Origin of the sequence: Pseudomonas sp. JAI111, from assembly GCF_024809425.1 — a bacterium.
GTDB lineage: Bacteria > Pseudomonadota > Gammaproteobacteria > Pseudomonadales > Pseudomonadaceae > Aquipseudomonas.
In genome coordinates, this window is sequence record NZ_JANUCB010000009.1 from 144,422 (window position 1) to 166,660 (window position 22,239).

The 22,239-nt window shown below is 57.9% G+C and carries 29 protein-coding genes; 15 read left to right on the forward strand and 14 right to left on the reverse strand.

Features of this window, described 5'->3' with window-relative positions:
- Positions 1-2: 2 nt before the first annotated feature.
- Entirely contained in the window at positions 3-1,223 is a 1,221-nt protein-coding gene (locus HNR03_RS24685; protein WP_259156378.1) for an MFS transporter, read from the reverse strand.
- A gap of 230 nt (positions 1,224-1,453) precedes the next feature.
- On the opposite strand from HNR03_RS24685, the gene HNR03_RS24690 reads away from it, so the two are divergent.
- Positions 1,454-2,557 (forward strand): Gfo/Idh/MocA family protein, encoded by a 1,104-nt coding sequence (locus HNR03_RS24690; RefSeq protein ID WP_259156379.1) that lies wholly within the window; start codon positions 1,454-1,456, stop codon positions 2,555-2,557.
- Positions 2,558-2,695: 138 nt separating this feature from the next.
- Here HNR03_RS24690 and HNR03_RS24695 read toward each other — a convergent pair whose 3' ends face one another.
- On the reverse strand, positions 2,696-3,100 hold the full coding sequence (locus tag HNR03_RS24695; RefSeq protein ID WP_259156380.1) for a nuclear transport factor 2 family protein: 405 nt from the start codon (positions 3,098-3,100) through the stop codon (positions 2,696-2,698).
- A 348-nt stretch (positions 3,101-3,448) separates the two neighbouring features.
- Here HNR03_RS24695 and HNR03_RS24700 point away from each other — a divergent pair, with 348 nt between their 5' ends.
- Both HNR03_RS24700 and HNR03_RS24705 read left to right on the forward strand, forming a co-directional pair.
- Positions 3,449-3,631: a hypothetical protein gene (locus HNR03_RS24700; RefSeq protein WP_259156381.1), complete on the forward strand. Its 183-nt coding sequence runs from the start codon at positions 3,449-3,451 to the stop codon at positions 3,629-3,631.
- A 117-nt stretch (positions 3,632-3,748) separates the two neighbouring features.
- On the forward strand, positions 3,749-5,056 hold the full coding sequence (locus tag HNR03_RS24705) for an OprD family porin (protein ID WP_259156382.1): 1,308 nt from the start codon (positions 3,749-3,751) through the stop codon (positions 5,054-5,056).
- Between the two features lie 96 nt (positions 5,057-5,152).
- Here HNR03_RS24705 and HNR03_RS24710 read toward each other — a convergent pair whose 3' ends face one another.
- Both HNR03_RS24710 and HNR03_RS24715 read right to left on the reverse strand, forming a co-directional pair.
- Positions 5,153-5,683, reverse strand: a complete 531-nt coding sequence (locus HNR03_RS24710) for a DUF2867 domain-containing protein (protein ID WP_310504657.1) — start codon at positions 5,681-5,683, stop codon at positions 5,153-5,155.
- 125 nt (positions 5,684-5,808) lie between these two features.
- The gene (locus HNR03_RS24715) at positions 5,809-6,441 is read right to left on the reverse strand and encodes a DJ-1/PfpI family protein (RefSeq protein WP_259156383.1); all 633 of its coding nucleotides are present in this window, start codon (positions 6,439-6,441) and stop codon (positions 5,809-5,811) included.
- A 126-nt stretch (positions 6,442-6,567) separates the two neighbouring features.
- On the opposite strand from HNR03_RS24715, the gene HNR03_RS24720 reads away from it, so the two are divergent.
- Positions 6,568-7,122, forward strand: a complete 555-nt coding sequence (locus tag HNR03_RS24720; RefSeq protein WP_259156385.1) for a TetR/AcrR family transcriptional regulator — start codon at positions 6,568-6,570, stop codon at positions 7,120-7,122.
- A gap of 141 nt (positions 7,123-7,263) precedes the next feature.
- Here HNR03_RS24720 and HNR03_RS24725 read toward each other — a convergent pair whose 3' ends face one another.
- The 3 genes from HNR03_RS24725 to HNR03_RS24735 all read right to left on the reverse strand — a co-directional run bounded on the left by HNR03_RS24725 (position 7,264) and on the right by HNR03_RS24735 (position 10,177).
- On the reverse strand, positions 7,264-7,626 hold the full coding sequence (locus tag HNR03_RS24725) for a DUF6463 family protein (protein ID WP_259156386.1): 363 nt from the start codon (positions 7,624-7,626) through the stop codon (positions 7,264-7,266).
- 215 nt (positions 7,627-7,841) lie between these two features.
- On the reverse strand, positions 7,842-8,681 hold the full coding sequence (locus HNR03_RS24730) for a nitrilase family protein (protein WP_259156389.1): 840 nt from the start codon (positions 8,679-8,681) through the stop codon (positions 7,842-7,844).
- Positions 8,678-10,177: a cytosine permease gene (locus HNR03_RS24735; RefSeq protein ID WP_259156391.1), complete on the reverse strand. Its 1,500-nt coding sequence runs from the start codon at positions 10,175-10,177 to the stop codon at positions 8,678-8,680. Before HNR03_RS24735 ends, HNR03_RS24730 begins: the two co-directional genes overlap by 4 nt.
- A gap of 148 nt (positions 10,178-10,325) precedes the next feature.
- Here HNR03_RS24735 and HNR03_RS24740 point away from each other — a divergent pair, with 148 nt between their 5' ends.
- The gene (locus HNR03_RS24740; protein WP_259156392.1) at positions 10,326-11,225 is read left to right on the forward strand and encodes a LysR family transcriptional regulator; all 900 of its coding nucleotides are present in this window, start codon (positions 10,326-10,328) and stop codon (positions 11,223-11,225) included.
- Here HNR03_RS24740 and HNR03_RS24745 read toward each other — a convergent pair.
- Together HNR03_RS24745 and ggt are read right to left on the reverse strand one after the other, a co-directional pair.
- Entirely contained in the window at positions 11,222-11,755 is a 534-nt protein-coding gene (locus HNR03_RS24745) for a cysteine hydrolase family protein (RefSeq protein ID WP_259156394.1), read from the reverse strand. The genes HNR03_RS24740 and HNR03_RS24745 overlap by 4 nt on opposite strands.
- 75 nt (positions 11,756-11,830) lie before the next feature.
- Positions 11,831-13,558, reverse strand: a complete 1,728-nt coding sequence (ggt, locus tag HNR03_RS24750) for a gamma-glutamyltransferase (protein ID WP_222587592.1) — start codon at positions 13,556-13,558, stop codon at positions 11,831-11,833.
- A 149-nt stretch (positions 13,559-13,707) separates the two neighbouring features.
- On the opposite strand from ggt, the gene HNR03_RS24755 reads away from it, so the two are divergent.
- Complete coding sequence (locus HNR03_RS24755; protein WP_259156396.1) at positions 13,708-14,223, forward strand: methylated-DNA--[protein]-cysteine S-methyltransferase; 516 nt, start codon at positions 13,708-13,710, stop codon at positions 14,221-14,223.
- On the opposite strand, the gene HNR03_RS24760 is transcribed toward HNR03_RS24755, so the two are convergent.
- The 4 genes from HNR03_RS24760 to HNR03_RS24775 all read right to left on the reverse strand — a co-directional run bounded on the left by HNR03_RS24760 (position 14,215) and on the right by HNR03_RS24775 (position 17,074).
- A complete protein-coding gene (locus HNR03_RS24760) occupies positions 14,215-14,811 on the reverse strand; it encodes an NUDIX domain-containing protein (RefSeq protein WP_259156399.1) in 597 nt (198 codons plus the stop codon). The genes HNR03_RS24755 and HNR03_RS24760 overlap by 9 nt on opposite strands.
- A 372-nt stretch (positions 14,812-15,183) precedes the next feature.
- Complete coding sequence (locus HNR03_RS24765; RefSeq protein WP_259156400.1) at positions 15,184-15,390, reverse strand: hypothetical protein; 207 nt, start codon at positions 15,388-15,390, stop codon at positions 15,184-15,186.
- 389 nt (positions 15,391-15,779) lie between these two features.
- Entirely contained in the window at positions 15,780-16,415 is a 636-nt protein-coding gene (locus HNR03_RS24770) for a lytic polysaccharide monooxygenase auxiliary activity family 9 protein (protein WP_259156404.1), read from the reverse strand.
- A 221-nt stretch (positions 16,416-16,636) separates the two neighbouring features.
- Positions 16,637-17,074 carry a hemerythrin domain-containing protein gene (locus HNR03_RS24775; protein ID WP_222587596.1) on the reverse strand — a complete coding sequence of 146 codons (438 nt, stop codon included), beginning with the start codon at positions 17,072-17,074 and terminating at the stop codon, positions 16,637-16,639.
- A gap of 151 nt (positions 17,075-17,225) precedes the next feature.
- Between HNR03_RS24775 and HNR03_RS24780 the strand changes: the two genes are divergently transcribed.
- Positions 17,226-17,645: an N-acetyltransferase gene (locus HNR03_RS24780; protein WP_259156406.1), complete on the forward strand. Its 420-nt coding sequence runs from the start codon at positions 17,226-17,228 to the stop codon at positions 17,643-17,645.
- A 125-nt stretch (positions 17,646-17,770) separates the two neighbouring features.
- On the opposite strand, the gene HNR03_RS24785 is transcribed toward HNR03_RS24780, so the two are convergent.
- A complete protein-coding gene (locus HNR03_RS24785; RefSeq protein ID WP_208669015.1) occupies positions 17,771-18,121 on the reverse strand; it encodes a hypothetical protein in 351 nt (116 codons plus the stop codon).
- A gap of 162 nt (positions 18,122-18,283) precedes the next feature.
- Between HNR03_RS24785 and HNR03_RS24790 the strand changes: the two genes are divergently transcribed.
- The 8 genes from HNR03_RS24790 to HNR03_RS24825 all read left to right on the forward strand — a co-directional run bounded on the left by HNR03_RS24790 (position 18,284) and on the right by HNR03_RS24825 (position 22,196).
- Complete coding sequence (locus HNR03_RS24790; protein WP_008154823.1) at positions 18,284-18,532, forward strand: hypothetical protein; 249 nt, start codon at positions 18,284-18,286, stop codon at positions 18,530-18,532.
- Positions 18,533-18,553: 21 nt separating this feature from the next.
- Complete coding sequence (locus tag HNR03_RS24795; RefSeq protein ID WP_259156413.1) at positions 18,554-18,883, forward strand: DUF6388 family protein; 330 nt, start codon at positions 18,554-18,556, stop codon at positions 18,881-18,883.
- 27 nt (positions 18,884-18,910) lie between these two features.
- Positions 18,911-19,615, forward strand: coding sequence for a YoaK family protein (locus HNR03_RS24800; protein WP_259156415.1), 705 nt, complete (start codon positions 18,911-18,913; stop codon positions 19,613-19,615).
- Positions 19,616-19,816: 201 nt separating this feature from the next.
- Complete coding sequence (gene tusD / locus HNR03_RS24805) at positions 19,817-20,209, forward strand: sulfurtransferase complex subunit TusD (RefSeq protein WP_208669018.1); 393 nt, start codon at positions 19,817-19,819, stop codon at positions 20,207-20,209.
- Between the two features lies 1 nt (position 20,210).
- Positions 20,211-20,573 carry a sulfurtransferase complex subunit TusC gene (gene tusC, locus HNR03_RS24810; protein ID WP_259156418.1) on the forward strand — a complete coding sequence of 121 codons (363 nt, stop codon included), beginning with the start codon at positions 20,211-20,213 and terminating at the stop codon, positions 20,571-20,573.
- Positions 20,573-20,866: a sulfurtransferase complex subunit TusB gene (gene tusB, locus HNR03_RS24815; protein WP_259156420.1), complete on the forward strand. Its 294-nt coding sequence runs from the start codon at positions 20,573-20,575 to the stop codon at positions 20,864-20,866. The genes tusC and tusB overlap by 1 nt, the downstream gene beginning before the upstream one ends.
- Positions 20,863-21,198: a TusE/DsrC/DsvC family sulfur relay protein gene (locus tag HNR03_RS24820; RefSeq protein ID WP_259156422.1), complete on the forward strand. Its 336-nt coding sequence runs from the start codon at positions 20,863-20,865 to the stop codon at positions 21,196-21,198. Before tusB ends, HNR03_RS24820 begins: the two co-directional genes overlap by 4 nt.
- The gene (locus HNR03_RS24825) at positions 21,195-22,196 is read left to right on the forward strand and encodes a glycosyl transferase family protein (protein ID WP_259156424.1); all 1,002 of its coding nucleotides are present in this window, start codon (positions 21,195-21,197) and stop codon (positions 22,194-22,196) included. Before HNR03_RS24820 ends, HNR03_RS24825 begins: the two co-directional genes overlap by 4 nt.
- Positions 22,197-22,239: the final 43 nt, after the last annotated feature.

Below are 22,239 nucleotides of genomic sequence, written 5' to 3' on the forward strand. Positions count from 1 at the left end.
AATCAGCGTTGCAGTGATTGGGCTATCGGAGTCTTCTGGATGCCGAAACTGAGCATCACCGCCAGCCCGAGCAAACCGATGCCAGCGCCCAGCCAGAGAGCCGACGGCACACCGGCATGATCGACCATCAAACCACCGAAAAGTGAACCTGAGGCAATGGCAATCTGAAAGGTCGTGACCAGCATTGCCGAACTCGCTTCTGGCAGTTGGGGTGATGTCAGTTGCATCCAGCTGCTCACGCCCAGAGGGATCGCACCGTATGCGATGCCCCACACCAATACCGCCAGCGACACAGCCATCCCCTGCAACTCAGGCAAGGCCAACTGCGCTGCCACCATCAGCAATACCACGGCGCCCAATGAGGCACGTAAATGGGTGGTGATGGTCCCGGCCATCGCAAAATTCGCCAGCATGCCGACCAGGCCGAAACCCAACAGGATGGCGGTGATGGCCGTTGGTGAGAAGCCAGCGTCATGGCCAAGGAACGGTGCAATGTAGGTGTAAGCCGTAAAATGTGCCGCCACCACAGTGCCCAATAACAACATGCTGCGGCGGGCATTACTGCGCGACAAAAATGCCACGAGCGCGCGCCACTTCAGGCCTTCGCTGGAAGGCAATGACGGCAAGGTCAACGCTTGCGCAATCAGCGCCAGCAACGCGAGCCCTGCTGTCACGGCAAAGGACATGCGCCATGAAAACAGCGTGCTGACAAACGTCCCGAAAGGCACTCCGAACACCGTTGCCAGGGTGATCCCTGCGAAGATCAAAGCCGTGGCCTTGGCTGCCTTCGACTGGCTGACCAACCGCCCCGCCGCCGCAATGGCCACAGCCCAAAATCCCCCCAGCGCAACACCGAGAAGCCCGCGCCCCAACAACATGACGGCCAGTGAAGGAGCCAATGCCGACACCACATTGGAAGCCACCAGCACCAGCGTCAGCAACAGCAATAAGTGACGCCGGTTCATACGGCCCGCGCCCAGCATGATCGCCGGCGCCGACACCGCGGCGACCACACCCGGCACGGTAACCATCAGCCCTGCAACACCTTCGGTGACGCTGAGGCTGTTGGCGATCTGCGGCAAAACGCCTACCGGTAGATATTCAGTAGTGACAAAGGCAAATGCGCCAAGGGCAACGGAATACACCGACAACCAATCGCGTGAGGAAGACGCTTGCTCCTGAGGCTGCGCAGAAGCAGCAGGTATTGCGTGTGAATCGTTCATGGGATAGCTCCACAGAAATGAGTGGCGCCATGTTAGGTATCGATCAGTCGGCGAAAAACAGGGCGCAGCTCCAATCACTGCGGATCAATCACTCCACAATCAAACGATTCACACCGTCCATTAGCGCCATCCGTGTCCAAAGTGTTCTGCCCTCTGGCCGGTTTTTCCCCAAGCGTTCACTCCATAGACTCCACCTCGACAAACATTCATTACCTTGCGAGGACTTTCCCATGACAACCAAACACTCACCGATTCGCGTCGGCATTATTGGCGTAGGCAACTGGGCACGCCATGGCCACCTGCGCGTGCTTAATCTTTTGCCGCAGTATCATTTGCAGGCGGTCTACAGCGAACGGCGTGAACGTGCTGAAGCAGCGGCCGGCGAGTATTCAATCTCCGAGGTTGCCGACTCGGTTGACGCTCTGGTCAATAACCCCGAAGTTGATTTGGTCGTGGTGCTCAACACCGCGCCCCAGCACGAAAAAACCGTACGTGCTGCCATTGCTGCCGGCAAGGATGTTTATTGCGAATGGCCATTGACGACGACCACCGCTGACTCCCAGGAACTGCTGCAACTGGCCAACCAGGCAGGCGTGCGTCACATCGTCGGTCTGCAGCGCCGCCATGCACCGCACAACCGTTACCTGCAAGATCTGCTGCAGCAAGGTTACGTCGGCAAAGTGCGTTCAGTGCGGATGCATGTCAGCATGAATTACTTCCAGGCCGTGCGACCCAATGCGCTGCGCTGGACCGCACCGGAGGAAAACTTCTCCAGCGTGATTGCAATCTATGCCGGCCACTTCCTCGACATGCTCTTCACGGCGACTGGCTGGCCGCTCAGCGTGTCAGGCCTGATGGTCAGCCAGTTCCCGCAGGTGACCATCAAGGAAACCGGCGAAGTACTGCCAAGTACCGCGCCTGACCAACTGGTGCTCAGCGGCATGCTGGAGGATGGTGGCGTTATCTCGATCCACATTGAAGGCGGCAAGCGGAATGGCTCCGGCGTGCAAATCGACATCACCGGTGATCAGGGCGACCTGAAAATCAGCAACCGTTCGGCGTTTGGCGATGTGGGCGACGACTATGTCATCGAGGGCGCGCATGGCGATAACCTGACGCTGGAAGTGTTGCCGGTGCCTGACAATTATCAGCGCCTGCCGGCCTCGTCATTGCCGTCCGCAGTGCTTGAACTGGCAGAGCTGTATCACGTGTATGCGCAGGATATTGCCGAAGGCACCCACGCGGCGGCGACGTTCAACGATGCATTGCGCCTGCATCAGTTGCTGGATGCGGCAAAGAGCGGGACTCAAACTCCCCTCAATTGGATCGCGTAATGACTGATGCTTGTGAAACCGCTCGATATTGAACTATCGAGTATGAGACTTCGTTGGCGCAACCGGGGCGGATACAGACTCGCCCCGCAGCGCCATTTAATCTCAGGGGGCATTATTGGTTCATCGCAGAACCGTCTCTTACTCAACCGAATCCGGGAAACGTGCGCCGAACATTGGCAGGCCGCTGGCTGAACTGACGGCGGTGACCTCGTCCTGGAGAACGTCCCAGTGCTCGACCAGAATGCCATTTTCCAGACGCACGATATCGACTGCGATGAGCGCGGAAGGATGACCATTGCCAGAGAAACGACCGTGAACCATAACTTTGTCCCCTTCCGCCATGATGACGCCAGGTTCGTAAGTCAATGTATCGGGCAGGCTTTTGACCAGATCAAACAGCCCCTGACGCCCAGGCGCGATAAGGGCACTGTGCTGAATGTAGGCAGGAGACCAGTACGCTTCGGCAGCAACGTAGTCGCGTTTATTGAACAACGTATCAAAAGCTTCAAGCACGATGGATTTGTTCTGCGTTTCAATAGTCATGATTGTTCCTGTCTCGATGAGATTAGTTGGTGAGGGGACGGCTTGACCGGTGCTGGTTATCTACCGTGCACTCGGACTGTTGGTGCCATGCATCCTAGCTCGGCGGATTTGACTGCATAGGTCGAAAAACCCGCATTTCTTGCCATACCCTTTGAGCGGCAGCGGATCTCGATCATTGCGGCGTGACCGGCAATAGTGTCGGGTCCCAGTCCTGAAAATCAGACGATAAGATAAATTTTCAGACCCCAACGCAGAACTCCATCTCCCCTGGCAAGGCGCTCCCTGCGCCTTTCTCACACACTCGGCTCTAACGCTATCGCGCTGCATAACAACAAGAGCCGCGAAAAAATGACCAGTTTCCCATCTGCTATCGAAAGCCAGACAGGCCATATCGGCGCCCGTCAGACCCGTGTCGAGGACGCCGCATTGTTGCGTGGCCTCGGCTGCGCCTGTTTCTGGCTATTTTTGATTGACGAACTAACCGCTGGGCCACTAGATCATTTATCTAAATATGCCTTGAGCACCGTCTAACCTATTTAAATAAATAAGTTAATTAGCTGTTCAGCGCCTTCATCGCATAGTTGCGATGAGCGGGAAGATTTTGTGTTGCTTCTATTACTTGAAAATAACAAATGGAGCGCTATATAAGTGATTAGAAAAAAATTTGCTGCAAGTTCGGTGTTTCTTGGTCTCACCCTGAGTGCCCAAGCGCATGCTGAGTTCCTGAGTGATAGCAAAGCCACTTTGGGAATGAGAAACTTCTACTTCAATAACGACAACCGCGATGGCATTGCCGCCCCTTCCAAAACCGAAGAATGGGCGCAGGGTTTCATGTTGGACTTCAAATCGGGCTATACCGATGGCATGGTTGGCTTTGGTGTCGATGGCCTGGGGTTGCTGGGGGTTACCCTGGACAGCGGCAAAGGACGGCACGCTGGCAGCACCATGATGCCTTCTGACAGTGACAACCGTGCCGTCGACGAGTGGAGCCGGCTGGGGCTGACCGGAAAAGTCAAAATGTCGAAAACCGAACTTCGCTACGGCACCTTGATTCCGAAACTCCCCATTCTGGTCGCCAACGATGGGCGCGTGCTTCCACAAACCTTCGAGGGCGGTCAAATCACCTCGAGCGAGTTCAAGGGGCTGACCTTGACTGGAGGTCGGATCGAACATGCGACAGGACGTGGTTCGAGCGATCAGACGGGGTTGGCCGTTGCTGGTGGTACGCGTGAAAGCAATCAGTTTGACTTCGCCGGGGGCGATTGGAGCGTCACCAAGGATCTGACAGCTCAGTACTATTACGCCAACCTCGATAACTACTATACGCAGCATTTTTTTGGATTAATTCACACCCTTGCCCTCTCGGACAATCAGTCCCTTAAAACCGACCTGCGCTACTTCAAAACTGACTCGTCAGGTGCAAATAGCTCCGGTACGTCAGGCTACAGAATGAGTGGCTACACCAAAAACGGTGATGGAGAGATCGACAACCGTACCTGGAGTGCCGCGTTGATTTACACGCTGGGTGGCCACGCAATTACCGCGGGGTACCAAAGTGTGTCGGATGGCAGCAACTTCACTCAACTCAATCAGGGTAGCCTGGTAGACAAGGGTGCCGGTGGAGCAAGCCTGTATCTGTATACAGACCGCCTGATCCAAACTTTCACCCACGCAGGCGAGCGCACAGCTTTCGGTCAATATGCTTACGACTTCGCCGCTCTGGGTGTCCCTGGCCTGAAAGGCTCGGTCATGTACCTCTCCGGCGATAATATTAAAACTACGTCAGGCGACAACCAAAAAGAATGGGAAAGAGACATTAGCCTGGACTACGTCCTTCAGTCGGGAGCGCTCAAAGGTGTCGGGTTCGGCTGGCGTAACGGTAAGTCCAACAGCGAAGCGTCTCGTAACGTAGATCAGAATCGAGTTTTTGTAAGCTATAGCATTCCGCTTCTCTAACTAGTGTCATGAGCGGTTAATGTGTGTCTAGTCCTGAAATAGGTGTAAACCTTTTTCCGCTAAAAATAAATCCGTCCCCTTTTTCCGCTCTCAGCGTTAGGTGCAGGTAGCCAGAGGCCAACCGACGCGCGCTGCACGGAGGAGACTGGCCTTAACAACCAAGCGGTGAAATGGGGCAATAACGAAAATGTAGGCCCGGCCTAGACGGTTGTGGCAATGGACCACGGTTGAAAAAACGAGTTGGCGACTGCCTTCTGGCTCTGCCTCTCCAGAACACAGGATCGATATCCGGAAGTCGAGGTGCTTGTCGTCCTCTCCCATCACGATTTCAGTCTTCTTCGTGCTGTAGACTTTGAAAACTCCGATCCGATTAGCAAGTGATGCCAAATGTTTGGCTGTCTTGAGACCAAAACAGGCAACGATAGTGTCTCGAACTTTCATGAGCCATCCGATCCAGGATGGTTGGTGGGAAAGGATGAATCGAGCTAGCAAGTCTGGATTGGTAGATGTGCCCGCAGGGAGCCGAATCGCAAAAGCGTCCGCTAGGTCCATCGACTTGTAGAGGTGGGTGATGCCGGACCTCGATGGGACTGGCACGGACATTATGAGCTCAAATTCTCGGGGCATCGGGGATCTCTCCTGAGTTCTAACTACTAATTAGACGACACGCCATATCGCGTTTCTTGTTGCGATGGTTTGTCGTATAACGCTCCTTGTCGCCCTGTCGTGCTTATCTAGCTTAGAAGTGACGGTTACCGACTTTCAAGCCGGACAGGGACAACCGCGCCAACTTCTCCTTGTCGGATACTGAGCCCGATCAAGGCATCATAGAGCTCTTGCTGCCCTGCAGGCAGAACAGGGAGCAACGTCGCACGGCGCTTGTCGATATCGAACAAGGATTCAACCAACCATCCCACCAGATAGAGCGCCGAAAGGCATCCTCCAGCGGTTGCAACGTTCCCCTGGCATACAAGAGGCTGGTCCACGGGCTCAAGTCCCAGAGCTTGCAAGCTCGATCGTGCATCCGGGTGAGTAGTTGCTTGGCCGCTGAGCAGCCCAAGCCGTTCGAGAATGAACGCTCCGGCGCATATGGAGCCAATTCGCTGGCGTCTGGAGTCAAGCTCAAACGACGGCAGGAAATCTGGAGCGGCAAGTGCAGCGGGTATCCCTTCCTTGCCGCTGACGAACAACACCGCGTCTGCACTATTGGCCTCCGAAAGCGGACCGTGCACTGAAACAGGCAGGCCGTTCGCCGAACGCACGATAGAGCTAGAACCCAATATTCGGACGTGCCAGTCCTCAGTATTGCGGCCTAAGATGTCCCACATCAGGAATAGGTCGATATCAGTGAATTGGTCGAAAGCAACCAGAACGATGTTCTTCAAGGCGAGCTCCATAAAAGGTGCTGGCGCGCAAAACGCAACGGCCATCTTTGTTGGTGTCCGCAGCGTATCAATCGGTTGCGCACCATACACAGTCTGTATGGCGCTAAATATGGAGCGAAATAACTGGTGAGAAAACTAACTCGTAGCCATTGGATCGCGGCTGGTTTTGAGGCCCTCGACCAAATGGGGCATATTGGCGTTTCGGCTGAGAGTCTATCTCGCCGATTGAATGTGACCCGCGGATCGTTCTATCACCATTTCCGCAATCGCGAAGACTTTGTCCGCGCCTTGCTGGCCGCTTGGGAAGAAGACTACACGGAGCGCATGCTCGCTTATGCCGCGCAGGGTCGTAGCGCGGGCGAAACCTTGACACGCTACTTGAGTATTGCCGCTGAGAAACAACCTGGGCGGGAAGTTTCCATCCGAGCCTGGTCGCTGCACGACCCGTTGGTAGGCGAGTTTCAGCAGCGTGTTGACACAAGACGACTGGACTTCGCGATACGGACGTGCCGCCGCTTGGTCCATGTGCCAGGCCAAGCAGAAGTGATTGGTCAGGTGGCCCACCTGTGCCTGATTGGTGGTCAACAGGCAGGGCTGCGGCGAGATGCCGCTCGCTTCAACAGTTTCCTGCATCGAGCCTTTTCACTTTTCGAAGGGGCTCTTCCACCGTGGCGGGCCTAAGTCATAGCAAAAAAGGCGACAGATTTATTTTCCTGGAAATAATTCCGTCCCCTTTTTGACTGGATCACCCCAAACTATCTAGACACATCTGACTGGCTGCTGCTGGCCCATTGTTGCCTATCGTGAAGGATGAGCCGTTTATTAGGCGTACAGGCCATACCCTGCCGCGATGATCAGCGGAGATACCAGAAGCGTTGCCCAGAACCCCGATTTTGGAACAGCAATGACGCAAATGATCGAGATCATAAGCACATAGATGCCGACAATTTTAAGTAGCGCGACATCGCCAACAGCTACGGCGTGAATTGCTGTCTGCCCTGCGAGCATAAAAAGCGGTCCCAGCATGGTAAACCAGAGGGCAGTTCGCCGATCTTCGTGCGCTTTGAATTGGTCAATGAAGCCAGAGTCTACAGCGGCGGCGAATGCTGTTTTGAACTTGATAATACCGAATGGAATATGGAGGACGCCCAAGGCGAACAGGGTCCATGCGACGATGTTGGACATGTCTTATATGCTCCGCAACGGGAAGGTTGGCTTAGAAGTGCTCACGGCAAATACGACATTGCTCAGGGAGAAACGCAACATGGGTCACGGCAAGGACTGCTGCCCGCGAATGAAGCTACCCATTCGCCATGACCGTGTCCACCGTCCACTTTTGGCCAATTGCTGTCCTTCGTAACGGGCAACATTCGGCCAAAAGTGATCTATAGCCTACCGCTTCACTCCTCGACGCCCCCATACAACCCCAACCGCCGATCCCCATGCAAATCATTACGTGCACTAATGCGCTTGTTCCGCGCCTCGGCAAGGTTGAGTGTCGCCAGCAAAAGCTGCTCCCCACCCTGCTCCGCCGGCCCTGCCAGCGGATAACCATCAGCATCGACGATCACCGACCCCTGCACCCAACCAACACCGCGCTCGTGGCCATGCCGATCACAGGCGGCGATGAACATCCGGTTGATCGAGGCATTGGCCTGCACCCGCACGACTTCAGCCGGACGCTCGGTTAATGGCCGTGGACCGTCGGGCCAGTTGACTGGCGCGCAGAGCAAATCGGCACCGGCCAGCGCCGGCAGTCTCACCCATTCGGGGAATTCCAGGTCGTAGCAAATCAGCATGCCGATCCGGCCATGGACTGTTTCGATGACAGGCGGCGCGTCGTTGCCGGGGCTGAAGATGTCTTTCTCGGCATCCCAGAGGTGCGCCTTGCGATACACGGCGCGCAGTCCTTGGGCATCGATCATCGCGGCGCTGTTGGCCAGTTCATCGCCTTCCAACCGCTCGCAGAATCCGCCGACCACGATGATATTCAGTTCCTTCGCCAGCGCCTTCCACAGCGTCAGGGCCTGGCCGTCTGCGGTTTCGGACAACGACAGCGCTTCGTTGCGGTCCGCGAATACGTAACCGCTCTGGACCAGTTCGGGCAACACCACCACATGAGCGCCCTGGAGCGCCGCCGAACGAATCACACGTTCGGACAGCGTGCGGTTGTAAGCGAGGTCGCCAATTTTCGGCGCCACCTGGCAGCAGGCGACCACGGTTTTTTTTACGCTGTTCAATGCACCTCCTCCAGCGGTTGATGGGCCAAGGCGACAATGTCGTGCTCGGTGATTGCGTCAATGATCCGGTGCTCGTGCTTAAGGTCGATCGAACGGCTGAGCAGGTAATACGTCAGGCCCGACACCACCAGGCCCACGAGCCAGGCAATGTCCACGCCTTCGAGCATGCGCGCCAGCGGACCGACGAACACTTCTTTGCCGGCCGCCGCATCGAAGATGTAGAAAAACGGCACCATCGCAGCGAATCCGATCAGGTATGAGGCGATGCCGCGAAACTGCCAGGCGCCGTAAATGCCCTTCGGCGTGAAGAAATGCGGGATGGCGTAGCGCCCTTTGCGCACGAAAAAGTAGTCGACCAGATTGACCGCGGTCCAAGGCACGAGGAAGTACAGAAGCAGGACGAGGAAGGTGTTCAACAACGCGATGCCATCGCCTTTGATCGAGAGTACGCAGGTCAGCAGGATGAGGCTGATCGCGCTGATCGACATCACTCGGGCGCGGGGCGTCGGCGTGATTTTTTTGATCGAGTCGACGCCTGTCAGCAACGTGAGCATGGCGCTATAGGTGTTGAGGGCGATGATCGGCAAAAAGCCCGCCACCGAGACAATCACCAACACGTTGCCCAGGCCCGGAATCATCGATGAACCGACCTGGTTAAGGGCGACCAATGCGTCCGTCGCTTTCAACTGCTGCGCGAGCCAGGCACCGAGGCCGATCATCCAACTCCCTGACAACGAGGCGCCGATGAAGATCGCCGCGATCAGTTTCGGCCGGCTGGTGTTTTTCGGCAGGTAGCGGGAATAGTCGGAGACATAAGGCGCGTAGGAAATGTTGTAGCTGGCGCCGATGGCAAACAGCGTGGCAAAGGCTACCCAGTTGAACCCCAGATCGGTCGCGGGGGCGACGCCCTCCTGGCCGGCGCCGAACATCAAGGCGATGGTGACCAGCGCATACAGCGGCAAGGTCGCCAATAATGCCCACTTGAAGGCTTTGTGCATCAGGTCGTGGCCGTAGATCGACAGCAGCGCACCGATCAGCACCACAGTCACCGCCACGATGGTCGGGTCGATACCGAACACGTGCTCCAGGCCGTTCATGATCAGCGAGACGTTGACCACGTTGAAGCCGACGAACACAAACATCGTCGCCATCAAGGCCAGGATCACTCCGCGATAACCGAACTGGGCACGGGACTGGATCATTTGCGGCAGGCCCATCTCCGGACCTTGCGAGCCGTGGAAAGCCATGAAGATGGTGCCGAACATAATGCCTAGCGCACCGGCCAGCATCGTCCACAGCGCCGACAATCCGAGGCTCGGGCCGACAAATCCAATGGAAATGGTGAAGAAGTGGAAGTTGCCCAAAAACCAGAAAGGCCCTTGGCTGCTGAGCTTGGCGTGACGTTCACTGTGTGGGATGTAATCGATCGAATGGCCTTCGATGGCCAGTCCGCTGTTCGCCTCGACGGCGCGCACAGAATGAGGGGACCCTGACATACGACTGTTCCTATGCTGGTGTTTGTTGTTTTTATGGGCAAAGCGCCGGTTTCATTGCAATGTAGGGCCTGGATCAGGGCGGTTAAATATCGCAGGCACACTGTTTACATAGATCCGCATCTATGTGACTGAGCTTTGGGGGACACACATGCTGGGAACTGTATCGGAGCTGGATCTGCGCTTGATCCGGGTATTTTTGACCGTCGTCGAGGCCGGCGGTATCTCGGCCGCGCAAACCGCGCTCAACACCACGCAACCGACCATCAGCGCACAACTGGCCACGCTCGAAGCGCGGGTCGGGTTTCGTCTTTGCGAGCGCGGACGCGGCGGGTTTTCGGTGACACCAAAGGGCAGTCAGTTTGTCGAGGCGGCCCGACGCCTGCTGGCGGCGGCCGAAGGCTTCCGGGTGGAGGTCCAGCACATCAATCGCAAAGTGTCGGGCAACATCAACATTGGCTTGCTCGGCCAAATCGATCCCGTGGCCAACAAGAAAATCGCCCTGGCCATTGCACGTTTGCGGTCTCGCCATGAGGGACTTTATTTCCACTTCACTGAGCTGTCGTCATCACTGCTGGAAGAAAAAATCATCAACGGCCATATCGATCTGGCGATTGGTTACTTTTGGCACCGCTTGCCCAGCATTGATTACTTTCCTCTGTTCAAGGAAACCCAGATCGCCTATTGCGCCCCGGCTCACCCGTTGTCCGGGCAAGTAGGTGATCTGACCCGCGAGGACGTCAGCGGCTACGACTGGGTTTGGCCTAGCCACCCCTTGCCGGAAATGCCGGCGCCCACTTCGATCGAACGCTTGACCGTGCTCACTGACAGCATGGATGGCGCCGCCCTGCTCATCCTGTCGGGCCAGCACCTGGGCTTCTTGCCTCAGCACTATGCGGCCAAGCATGAACAGCTGGGGCAACTGCATCCGTTGAATCCTCGACTGCTGCGCTATGAAGTGGGCTTTCATGCGGCGGTTCGGCATTCGTCGCGGCAGCGGGATCTGGTAAGTGCGTTCCTGACTGAGTTGATCGAGATTTTTGCCGCTTAAAAGCGTATATCGCTGGTGCGAGTGACGTCGATCCGTGCCACCGAACCGGTCAGGTGCGCCAGATCCTTGTTGTGTTCGGCGATGATGTCTTCGGCGGTCATGCTGGCGTTGGCGACGGTGGAATGAGCGTCGCCTGCGAGCACCACGTCGTAACCCAGCTTCAAGGCCTGGCGCACAGTAGCGTTGACACAGTAGTCGGTTTGCAAGCCGCAGATGATCAGGCGTTCGAAGTCTTCCTTCGGCACCAGCTTTTGCAAGTTGGTCTGGTAAAACGAATCCGCCGTGGTTTTGCGCACACGCAGATCCTTGGGCGAGGTTTCCAGCCCTTCGGCCAGTTGCCAGCCTTGGGCGTTATGCGCCAAGGGGCTGCCCTCTTCTTCGTGCTGAATCAGGATGACCCGAACGCCAGCGTCACGGGCCGCGGCGCTCAGGTCGTTGATGTTGTCGATGACGCGCTTGATCCCGAAGCATTCGTACTCGCCAGAGCACAGGGCCTGCTGGACGTCGATGATCAGTAATGCAGTTGTCATGGTGCCTTCCTTGATGTCTTGGCAAAACAGGGGACAGAAAATAGATCCGTCCCCTTTGACTTTGAAAAACAATCCTCAGTAACCGAGCGACAGCCCGGTGTTGCGACGTGGGTCGTTGGCGCCGTAGAAGCGGTTCTTGCCGACCGGTTTGCCTCCCAGCGAAGGCGCGCCTACCAGAATCGCCGCCAGGTGGTTGGCGTCCTGTGGTCCGGCAAATTTATGCCCCCAGCTTTCCAGCATCTTCACTGTATCCGGGCTGGTGGTGAAGGCTTCCAGATTGGTCTCCTCTGGCAGCCACTGCTGGTGGAAACGTGGCGCATCGACCGCTTCCTGGATGTTCATGCCGTAATCGATCACGTTGAGCATGGTCAGCAAGGTTGCCGTGATGATGCGACTGCCGCCGGGGGTGCCGACAACCATGACGACTTTGCCGTCCTTGGTGACGATGGTCGGGCTCATCGATGACAGCGGCGCCTTGCCCGGAGCAATGGCATTGGCTTCGCCCTGGACCAGGCCGTACATGTTCGGTACGCCGATTTTCGAAGTGAAGTCGTCCATTTCGTCGTTAAGAATGACCCCGGTTTTGCTGGCCATGACGCCGGCGCCGAACCAGTCGTTGAGGGTGTAGGTCACCGATACCGCGTTGCCCCATTTGTCGACGATGGAGTAATGCGTGGTGTTGTTGCCTTCATGTGGCGCGACACCGGGTTTGAGGTCGCGGGATATGCCGGCCTTTTGCGGATTGATGGCTTCGCGCAGTTTGGTCGCGTAGTTTTTATCCAGCAGGTGCGCGATCGGATTTTTCACGAAGTCCGGGTCGCCCAGGTAGCTGTTGCGGTCCACATACGCGTGGCGCATCGCTTCGATCTGGTAGTGCATGCCTTGGGCCGAGTGGTAGCCCAGGTCTTTCATCGGGTAGCCTTCAAGGATGTTCATGATCTCGCAGATCACTACCCCACCGGAGCTTGGTGGCGGTGCCGATACCACATGATAGCCCCGGTAATCGCACTCGATCGGCGCCAGCTCACGGGTCTTGTATTTGTCGAGGTCGGCCTGGGTGATGATGCCCTTGTTGGCCTGACTGGAGGTGACGATAGCGTCGGCCACCCAGCCTTTATAGAAACCGTCGGCGCCCTTCTCGGAAATTTCCCGCAGGGTCTTGGCCAGATCTTTCTGCACCAGTTTTTGCCCGACCTGCATCGGTTCGCCGTTGCTGAGGAAGATCGAGCCGGAATCCTTGATGTCCTTCTTGAACACGTCGGTGGCATAGTCCAGCAAATCGACATCGCCCTGCTCCAGCACGAAACCGTCTTCGGCCAGTTTGATCGCCGGCGCGATCACATCCTTGCGCGGTTTGGTGCCGTACTTCTGCAGGGCCAGTTCCATGCCGGACACGGTGCCCGGCACGCCAACGGCCAGGTGCCCGCGGGTGCTGAGGTCCGGGACGACATTGCCCTCTTTGTCGAGGTACATGTCGGCTTTGGCGGCCAGCGGTGCTTTTTCGCGGAAATCGAGGAAGGTTTTGCGCCCGTCCGCCAGCTGAATGGTCATGAAGCCGCCGCCACCCAGGTTACCGGCTGCGGGATAAACCACCGCCAGCGCATAACCCACCGCGACCGCGGCATCGACGGCGTTGCCACCATTCTTGAGCACATCGACGCCCACATGGGACGCCAGATGCTGTGCCGTCACGACCATACCGTTTTCGGCAGCGACCGGGGCCACCGAGGCGGCGTACGTGCTGAGGCAGCTGAGCGCCAACGAGGTCGCAATCAGCGATTTGGCAAAAGGTTCGAACTTCATGAGTCGGTCTCTTCTTTTTATGGTTTGTGTAAAAAATCTGAGAAAACGCGTCAAGAGCAGAGGCAAGTATGGCTGGGATTGCGTATTGCGCCTCCCCGTCGAGTCAGTATGCTGAGCCCCTGTTCAGCCCTGTTGCGGAGTCCGCCGGCATGCCTTACACCTTCACCACCCTGGCCTCCCCGGTTGGCGAGTTGAAGCTGGTCGCGAAAGATTCAAGACTGGCGGCCATCCTCTGGGAAAACGACAAGCCGAATCGGGTAAGACTGGGGCCGATGCACGAAGCGCCGGATAGCCCGATCCTCGTGCGCGCTGTTCAGCAGTTAGAGGAATACTTCACCGGAACGCGCAACCGGTTTGAGCTGGAACTGGATTTTGCCGGCACCGAATTTCAGAAGAAGGTCTGGCAGGCGCTGTTGACCATTCCGTTTGGCCAGACCCGCAGCTACAGCCAGATTGCCGAGCAGATTGGCCATCCGAGCGCGGTGCGCGCAGTGGGTGCGGCGAATGGCAAGAATCCGATTTCGATTGTTGCACCGTGCCATCGGGTGATCGGTGCATCCGGGAAGCTCACCGGGTTTGCCGGTGGGCTTGCGGCCAAAGAGCGATTGCTGACACTGGAAGGATGCGAATGGTCAGGCGCCAGCCGGATGGATGATTTATTTTGAGGGGCCGAAGAGATCCTTCATCGCCGCATACTGCAGCAACATAATGGTCTTCGCATCGCAGATCTCCCCGCGATAAAACGCCTCGAGCGCCTCCTCGAATGCCCACTCCAACACTTCCAGTTCTTCGGTCTCTTCTTCCAGCCCACCGCCATCACTGACTTTCGATGCGCTGTCGTATTCGGCGATGAAGAAGTGCAGTTTTTCGGTCACCGAGCCGGGGCTCATGTAGGACTCGAAGACCTTTTGCACATGGTGAACGCGATAGCCGGTTTCTTCTTCGGCCTCGGCCCGGATGCGCTCTTCGGGATCGGCGCCTTCAAGCAATCCGGCTGCAACCTCGATCAGTAAGCCATCGTGGCCGTTGACGAACACTGGCAGCCGGAACTGGCGGGTCAGCACGACCGTTCTCTTCTCGCGGTTGAACAGCAGAATGGCGGCGCCATTGCCACGGTCGTAGACCTCGCGAGTCTGGCGTTGCCATTCACCGTTGTTGCGCAGGTAGTCGAAGCTGATTTTTCTCAGCAGGTACCAGTCGTGGGACAACACCTGTGATTCGATGATGTTGACTCGCTCGGCGGTGTTCGACATCACAATTCATCCTTTTTTTGTCGGGAGGTGCACATGGTAGGCGAAAACTTAAAAGCCCGGCATGACCTGTTCACTTAAGAAATTTTGGGGTTGGGTACATATCCGTTGCTGCGGTAACGGCGGCTTAGGGTTCCGCCCTGACGGCGGGTCACTTGGAGAAGCGCCAAGTAACCAAGCGCTTTTGCCCCTGACGTTCGGTGCCTCGCTAGGGCTCGGCATGCCCTCGCTCCGGTCCTGCTCCGTGGGCCCGCCGCCATCGGCCATCCATGGCCGGGGGCGGCTAACCCGGCATCCATGCCGGGTTGCCCACTGCGCAGAACCTGCGCTCGGCCTCACGAGGGGGCGTGCAGTGCCAAAGCAAAGCGAGGCGGCCTACGGGCCGACCTGTTTGCTCAACACTTGCGCGTAGTGCTCGTTCCCACGCTCCGCGTGGGAATGCATCCCGTGACGCTCCGCGTCACCTTGCGCAAGACTCATGCCTGGTGTCGACAGCGGAACGCAGAGCGTCCCCGGCGGCATTCCCACGCGGAGCGTGGGAACGATCAATGGCAACAGCAACAGCATCGCGAGCAGGCTCACTCCCACACAAAGCAGATCGGCGCACCGTTGTGGCTCCTCACCACTCATCAGGTCGAGCGTTAGCTCGCCTTTAGCTTTTGATCTTGATCTGCCCCATCGGAAGGCCGAACGCAGGTTCTGCGTAGTGGGCAACCCGGCATGGATGCCGGGTTAGCCGCCCCCGGCCATGGATGGCCGATGGCGGCGGGCCCACGGAGCAGGACCGGAGTGAGGGAATGCCGAGCCTAGGCGAGGCACCGTACGTCAGGGGCGCTAGCGCTTGGTTACTTGGCGCTTCTCCAAGTGACCCGCCGTCAGGGCGGAACCAATAGCCGCCGTGACCGCAGAAACGGATAAGCCCCAACCCCAAAACGTCATAAGTAAACGGCATCACTGCCGGACCTTATTGCCTACTTAAAGTCCACATCAAACGCTTGATAAAACGCATTCCCGGTATTGGCCACAATCCACATCAGCACAATGACATGGTGGCCCTTCTTGTTACCCGGCAAAGTCACTTCATGGTTGACCTTGGCTTTCATCTCGGCGGAATGACTGTAGTAAGGCACCTGGGTGTAGAAGTCATCGAAAAACGATGTCGGCTCCAACTGCGCACGGCTGATCCGCTGTTTCGGGTTCCAGCCATCCCGGGTGATGAACCAGCTGTAGCCACGAGTGACGTGGGCCGCGGTGTATTCCCAAGTGACGTTAAAGGTCTGGCCCGGATCGACGCTCAGCATCGGCCAGGTAAACGGTCGGTTGAGCTTGAGGCTCATTTCCTCATTGGTGAAATTAAGGCAGTCACGAGCATCGACCTTGCCACCGCTGAGGATATGACCATCGCCAGGCGGAACGACGCTGACGCTGTCTGTCTCGTAAGGCACCGGGAAAGGCCCGGCCATCAATGCCGGGAAATTCTTGCCGCCTTCCATTTCATTGACTTGCCAGTTCCCCAGCAGCCCCAGCTCCACAGCGACCGAGCCACGGCTTGCAGGGGAAGTGACGCGGCCGTGCCGCAGTTGGGTTTGAGCGTGTGGTTGGTTCATGTTTTCACTCCGTTGATTTGAGAACTCTCCTTCCCGAGGAGAGGCCTTCAAACTAACGGAGCCAGTTTTTTTGTCCATGGGACCAAAACCCGTGGCTGCATGACGTCTCAAACCAACACAGAACAAATACTGGATGTATAACCAGTTATCTGGGCTAGCGCTTACTCGCGGCATAGCAAAAGGACTACGCCCCAAAGTGCCAACCGGGTGCACTGCTTCGATCAGGAAAGCTGAGCCTTGTATTCCTTTACGTACTGGCCAGCCAGCGTCTCTTTCTGTTTGTCATCGAGCAGTTTTCCGGCCATCTGGAAGAACTTCTGCTCTTCCTCTTTGAGGTGGTGATGAACCTTCTCGCAAAGCTTCTTGGCAGTCGCCAGCCAGGCCGGGCTGGACATCTCTGTCTCATCCAGCTCTTCCATCATTTCGTCCATCTCGTGGTGCTCGGAGATGGCATGACGGCTCAGGTCAACGCCGTTGTCGAACTCCATCAGCGGGATGTAGAAATGCCGCTCTTCCGCAGTTTCGTGGGCCTGCAATTCGGACTTGAGCTGTTTGTAAGCCTCGACCCGCTCCGGGGTGTCGCCACTGGTCTTGATCAGCGCGTCGGCATAGGTGCGTTGACGGTCATGGCTTTCACGCAAGGCTTCAAAAATATTCACGGAGGATCCTCATCGGCTGCGTTCTGGGATGACGCTGTTTAGCCTAGACAGCCGGGCGCGAGCGAGGGTTCCACCTGAAGGGCTGGAACAACGACCACTTGCCGGGATAGGCTTGGAGATCGTTATTCCCAAAGCCATAAGGATGTAGCTGATGCCCCTGCGAATTGAACGCTCGCAAACCCCCACAGATGAAGAGCGGCAAGCGATCCTTTTGCCATTGCGCGCCTATAACGCCTCAAAGGCCGGCGTCTCGATGCAGGAACCCATTGCGTTACTGGTGCGTGACGAAAGCGGCGAGATCCTCGGCGGACTCTATGCTCGGGTGTTTTACCAGTGGATGTTCATCGAATTGCTGTCGGTGCCGGAACAGGCCCGGGGACAAGGCCTGGGCTCGAAGCTGATGCGTATGGCCGAAGACGTGGCGCGAGAGAAGGAGTGCGTTGGGGTCTGGCTCGACACGTTCGACTTTCAGGCGCCGGGGTTCTACCAGAAGCTGGGCTACAGCGAGCTGGGCCAGATTGTCGACTATCCGCCGGGCCACAAGCGCCTGTTTTTCCAGAAGCGCCTGTGATGAAATCGCGCAAACTCCTGTGGGAGTGAGCCTGCTCGCGATGGCGGCCTGTCAATCGATATCAATGTTGAATGATAAACCGCTATCGCGAGCAGGCTCGCTCCCACTGGGGTACTGCGTCGATATCAGAGGCAGGTTGCCAACGCCGCCAGACGGCGCTTGGCGACAAAGTCGTCATGCTGCGCGTAGTAACTCAGCACCGTTCCGGAAGCATCGGTGGTGACGTCGACAAACGACTCCGCCGAGCGCGTGTAGACCGTGGTCCCACCCTTCTCACCCGATTGCAGGTAAGCAGCGGCATCGACACCGAACACCGCCTCGTCCTGCCAGGAAAACTGCACGCACTGCGCGACGACTTTTTCCGGCTTGTCCGATTTCAGGGTTTTATAAGGGGCTTTGGTGCGGGCATCGTTCATCACCGAACCGGCACATCCGGCCAGCAACGTTACGGCCAGCGCCACCATCAGAATTCGCATCGTGTTCGCTCATCAAGAAAAAGCGGACTGTATCACCGTGGCACGGCGTATCGTTCTGCTTTACTTCATTTATAGCGCGACATCGACTGACGATTCGCGCACCCTGTCGCGCCATTACCGTCACATCGCCGCTTTTTTCGGGCTCATTTTTCTGGAACGTCCATGACACCCAACGCCGAGTATTACAAACCGACCGCTGAATACGCTGACAAGCTGATCAGCCAGATCGGCCAGACCCCTTCCTGGATCGCCAAGCGAATTGGCGTCACCGACAAACGGATTCGCTACATCCTCGACGGCGAACGGACCGTCAAAGGCGAAACCACGCCGATCCAGATGACGTACCCCGAGCAGTTTGCACTCGAGTGCCTGGCCGCTGCGGCCAAGGCCAGCAAGAAGCAATCTTCATAAGAGCAGCCTCAAGGAGTGACCATGGCGGCAACCGAACAGCAACATGAAAAGGCGCTGGAGAAATTTCTCGACGAGCGCCCCGAGCTGCGCCACGAACTCGACAACCTCAATCCGCTGTTGGCCCAGGCCAAAGGCGAGACGACAGCACAATACCGTGACGAGCGCTTGCATGAAGCGTTCGAAGCCGAAGCCGAGCGCCTGGGGTTGTTTGCCTGGGAGCTGACGCTGAAACTGACTGTCGACACGCCTGAGGACTACGAGACTCAGCGCAGGGAAGTGCACAAGGAAGTGGCTGAGATGGCGGGTCTGGACTGGCTGGAATATTGTGAGTTATATGGGTTGAGCAAGTAACCGCCACCGCTCAAGGATGCTCAACCGATGCTACCGTCGCCTTCAAGTACCCGCGCCAGCCCGGGCCATCTGCACGCCCGCAAATGGCGCGGCCGCATCGGCATGTCGCTGGTCGCCGCACTCTCGGTGCTCGCCGGCATGACCGATGCCATCGGCTTCATGGCCAGCGGTGACTTTGTTTCCTTCATGAGCGGCAACACCACCCGCCTTGCGGTCGCCATCAGCGACGGCAATCTCGGGTTGACCTTGCGCCTGTTGATCCTTGTGGCCACCTTTGTCGTCGGCAACGCCTTGGGCATTGTGATCAGTCGTCTGGGCGGGCGACGGGCACTGCCGTTATTACTGTGCATCGCCATGCTGCTTTGTGGCGCCGCTGCCTGGCCTTATGACGAACAATTGCCGGCGTTGCTCTCAGCCATCATCGCCATGGGCATGCTCAATGCGGCGGTGGAAGAAGTGAACGGTCTGCCGGTCGGCCTCACTTACGTGACCGGCGCCCTGTCGCGCTTCGGGCGTGGTCTGGGGCGCTGGATGCTCGGCGAACGGCGCAATGGCTGGCGGGTTCAGTTGATTCCCTGGACGGGAATGTTTGCCGGCGCCGTGCTGGGTGCCGTGCTGGAACATCACCTGGGGCTCAAGGCATTGTTTGCCAGCGGATTGCTGGCCGCGGCGTTGGGGGGGCTGTCGTTAAGCATTCCGAGGCGTTGGCAGTTGGGTTATATGCCGCGCTGAGCGGTGCCTGCCAGACCGGCATCGCGAGCAGGCTCGCTCCCACAAGGGATTAATGTCGTACACGAAATCGATATTTGCCACAAAACCCCTGTGGGAGCGAGCCTGCTCGCGATGGCGGCGACTCGGTCCATGATCAAACGCACTTCGCCGCCTCGCCGATAAAGCTTTATCATGGCCACAGTTTTGCTGATCGAGTCCGTCATGAAGTTCGCCATCGCGCTGTTTTCCGCCGCCCATGCGCCCTCCTCGCGCCGCGCCTTGCTGTTCGCCCAGGCCGCATTGGCGGGCGGGCATGAAATTGTCCGGCTGTTTTTCTATCAGGACGGCGTTTATAACGCTTCCGGCAGCGTGGTCACGCCCCAGGATGAGCTGGACTTGCCCAAGCAATGGCGCGCCTTTGTCACCGAGCATCAACTGGACGGCGTTGTTTGCATTGCCGCCGCCCTGCGCCGTGGTGTGCTGGACGCAGAAGAAGCCGGGCGTTATCAGCGCGAGGCCGTATCGGTCGGCGCACCGTGGGAATTGTCCGGCCTGGGTCAGTTGCATGACGCCGTGCAGGACGCCGACCGCCTGATCTGTTTCGGAGGCGCGTGAGATGCCCAGATCCTTGTTGATCATCAGCCGCCAAGCCCCATGGTCCGGGCCGAATGCGCGCGAAGCACTGGACATCGTGCTGGCCGGCGGTGCTTTCGATCTGCCGATCGGTTTGTTGTTTCTCGATGACGGCGTGTTCCAGCTCGCCGCCAAACAGGACGCCAAGGCCCTGCAGCAAAAAGACCTGAGCGCCAACCTGCAAGCGTTGCCGATGTTCGGCGTTGAAGAGCTGTTCGTCTGTGCCGACAGCGCGGCGGAACGCGGCCTGGACCCGAGCCGTTTCTCGCTCGAAGAAGCCCAGGTGCTGGCTGCCGAGCAAATCACTGCGCTTATTGACCGTTACGACCAGGTGATCACCCTCTGATGTCGACTTTGCATGTGTTGTCTCATTCCCCATTCGGCGACGACCGCCTGACCAGTTGCCTGCGGGTGATTGGCGCGAACGACGCGCTGCTGCTGACCGGTGATGCGGTGTATGCGTTGCAGCCTGGCACATCGCCGTTCAACGCGCTGAGTGCTCGCCAGTTGAAACTGTTCGCACTGGCCGAGGACGTCCAGGCTCGTGCGCTGGAGATTCCTGACGCGGTCCAGGCCATCGATTACCCGGCCTTCGTCGAGCTGTCGATTCACTATGACAAGGTCAACAGTTGGCTATGAATTCCCTGACAGTCGGCGCCCGCGCCATCGAGCTGGACAAGGACGGCTTCCTGATCGACCTGAGCGACTGGTCCAACGAGGTGGCTGCCGCCCTCGCCGCCGCCGAAGACATCGAGTTGAGCCCGGAACATTGGGAAGTCCTCGAACTGCTGCGCGGTTTCTACGACGAATTCCAGCTGTCGCCTGCGACCCGTCCGTTGATCAAGTACACCGCACTGAAGCTGGGCCCGGAAAAAGGCAACAGCCTGCACCTGAACCGACTGTTCAAAGGCACCCCTGCCAAACTCGCCGCGAAACTGGCGGGCCTGCCCAAACCGACGAATTGTTTATGACCGACTTTCCAGCGCTGACCCTCGAAACACCTGCCGAACACCCTTTCGCCCAGTTCGTGCGAATCCTCGGCAAGGGCAAGCGCGGCGCTCGCGACCTGACCCGGATCGAAGCCCGCGAAGCCATGGGCATGGTGCTCGACGACAAGGTCGAAGACACACAGCTAGGTGCGTTTCTGATGTTGCTGCGGCACAAGGAAGAAAGCGCCGAGGAAATGGCCGGGTTCGCCGAAGCCTTGCGTGAACGGCTGAACCCGCCGGCGCTGGCGGTCGATCTGGACTGGCCAACGTATGCGGGCAAGAAGCGCCACCTGCCGTGGTATCTGCTGGCGGCCAAGTGCCTGGCGCAGAACGGCGTGCGCATCTTCATGCATGGCGGTGGCGCACACACGGCCGGTCGGCTGTACAGCGAACAATTGCTGGATCAGTTGAACATCCCGCTGTGCCGCAACTGGCAGCAGGTCGGCGAAGCACTGGATCAGGGCGGTCTGGCCTTCATGCCGCTGGTGGATTGGGCACCGCAACTGCAACGCATGATCGACCTGCGCAACACGCTGGGCCTGCGTTCGCCGATTCATTCGCTGACGCGGATTCTCAATCCGCTCGGCGCCCGCTGTGGCCTGCAAAGCATTTTCCATCCTGGCTATCAGGCCGTGCATCGCGATGCCAGCGGCTTGCTCGGCGATACCGCAATCGTGGTCAAGGGCGATGGCGGCGAAATCGAGATCAACCCGGACGCCGACAGCCACTTGTACGGCACCACCGGCGGCGAAAGCTGGGATGAGGAATGGCCGCAGATGTCAACCCAGCGCCACGTCAAACCCGCCTCGCTCGATCCCGAGCACTTGAAAGCCGTGTGGCGCGGCGATGTGGTCGACAGCTATCCGCAAATGGCCCTGATTTCGACGATGGCCCTGGCGCTGCGCGGCCTTGGTCAATCCCGCGAGCAAGCCTTCGAAACCGCACAACAGTATTGGGACGCACGGGATAGATCTATTTAACCGATCATAACCCGTTAACCTTTGCGCTTTTTTATCGAACCTA

Bases quoted from the DNA above. Each gene is read 5' to 3' on its own strand.
- HNR03_RS24770 (WP_259156404.1), bottom strand. From the start codon at position 16,415: ATGAACCAACCACACGCTCAAACCCAACTGCGGCACGGCCGCGTCACT.
- HNR03_RS24800 (WP_259156415.1), top strand. From the start codon at position 18,911: ATGCTACCGTCGCCTTCAAGTACCCGCGCCAGCCCGGGCCATCTGCAC.
- HNR03_RS24825 (WP_259156424.1), top strand. From the start codon at position 21,195: ATGACCGACTTTCCAGCGCTGACCCTCGAAACACCTGCCGAACACCCT.
- HNR03_RS24745 (WP_259156394.1), bottom strand. From the start codon at position 11,755: ATGACAACTGCATTACTGATCATCGACGTCCAGCAGGCCCTGTGCTCT.
- HNR03_RS24695 (WP_259156380.1), bottom strand. From the start codon at position 3,100: ATGACTATTGAAACGCAGAACAAATCCATCGTGCTTGAAGCTTTTGAT.
- HNR03_RS24700 (WP_259156381.1), top strand. From the start codon at position 3,449: ATGACCAGTTTCCCATCTGCTATCGAAAGCCAGACAGGCCATATCGGC.
- HNR03_RS24795 (WP_259156413.1), top strand. From the start codon at position 18,554: ATGGCGGCAACCGAACAGCAACATGAAAAGGCGCTGGAGAAATTTCTC.
- HNR03_RS24755 (WP_259156396.1), top strand. From the start codon at position 13,708: ATGCCTTACACCTTCACCACCCTGGCCTCCCCGGTTGGCGAGTTGAAG.
- HNR03_RS24690 (WP_259156379.1), top strand. From the start codon at position 1,454: ATGACAACCAAACACTCACCGATTCGCGTCGGCATTATTGGCGTAGGC.
- HNR03_RS24780 (WP_259156406.1), top strand. From the start codon at position 17,226: ATGCCCCTGCGAATTGAACGCTCGCAAACCCCCACAGATGAAGAGCGG.
- HNR03_RS24790 (WP_008154823.1), top strand. From the start codon at position 18,284: ATGACACCCAACGCCGAGTATTACAAACCGACCGCTGAATACGCTGAC.
- ggt (WP_222587592.1), bottom strand. From the start codon at position 13,558: ATGAAGTTCGAACCTTTTGCCAAATCGCTGATTGCGACCTCGTTGGCG.
- HNR03_RS24740 (WP_259156392.1), top strand. From the start codon at position 10,326: ATGCTGGGAACTGTATCGGAGCTGGATCTGCGCTTGATCCGGGTATTT.
- tusC (WP_259156418.1), top strand. From the start codon at position 20,211: ATGCCCAGATCCTTGTTGATCATCAGCCGCCAAGCCCCATGGTCCGGG.
- HNR03_RS24785 (WP_208669015.1), bottom strand. From the start codon at position 18,121: ATGCGAATTCTGATGGTGGCGCTGGCCGTAACGTTGCTGGCCGGATGT.
- HNR03_RS24820 (WP_259156422.1), top strand. From the start codon at position 20,863: ATGAATTCCCTGACAGTCGGCGCCCGCGCCATCGAGCTGGACAAGGAC.
- tusB (WP_259156420.1), top strand. From the start codon at position 20,573: ATGTCGACTTTGCATGTGTTGTCTCATTCCCCATTCGGCGACGACCGC.
- HNR03_RS24735 (WP_259156391.1), bottom strand. From the start codon at position 10,177: ATGTCAGGGTCCCCTCATTCTGTGCGCGCCGTCGAGGCGAACAGCGGA.
- HNR03_RS24725 (WP_259156386.1), bottom strand. From the start codon at position 7,626: ATGTCCAACATCGTCGCATGGACCCTGTTCGCCTTGGGCGTCCTCCAT.
- HNR03_RS24760 (WP_259156399.1), bottom strand. From the start codon at position 14,811: ATGTCGAACACCGCCGAGCGAGTCAACATCATCGAATCACAGGTGTTG.
- HNR03_RS24685 (WP_259156378.1), bottom strand. From the start codon at position 1,223: ATGAACGATTCACACGCAATACCTGCTGCTTCTGCGCAGCCTCAGGAG.
- HNR03_RS24710 (WP_310504657.1), bottom strand. From the start codon at position 5,683: ATGCCCCGAGAATTTGAGCTCATAATGTCCGTGCCAGTCCCATCGAGG.
- tusD (WP_208669018.1), top strand. From the start codon at position 19,817: ATGAAGTTCGCCATCGCGCTGTTTTCCGCCGCCCATGCGCCCTCCTCG.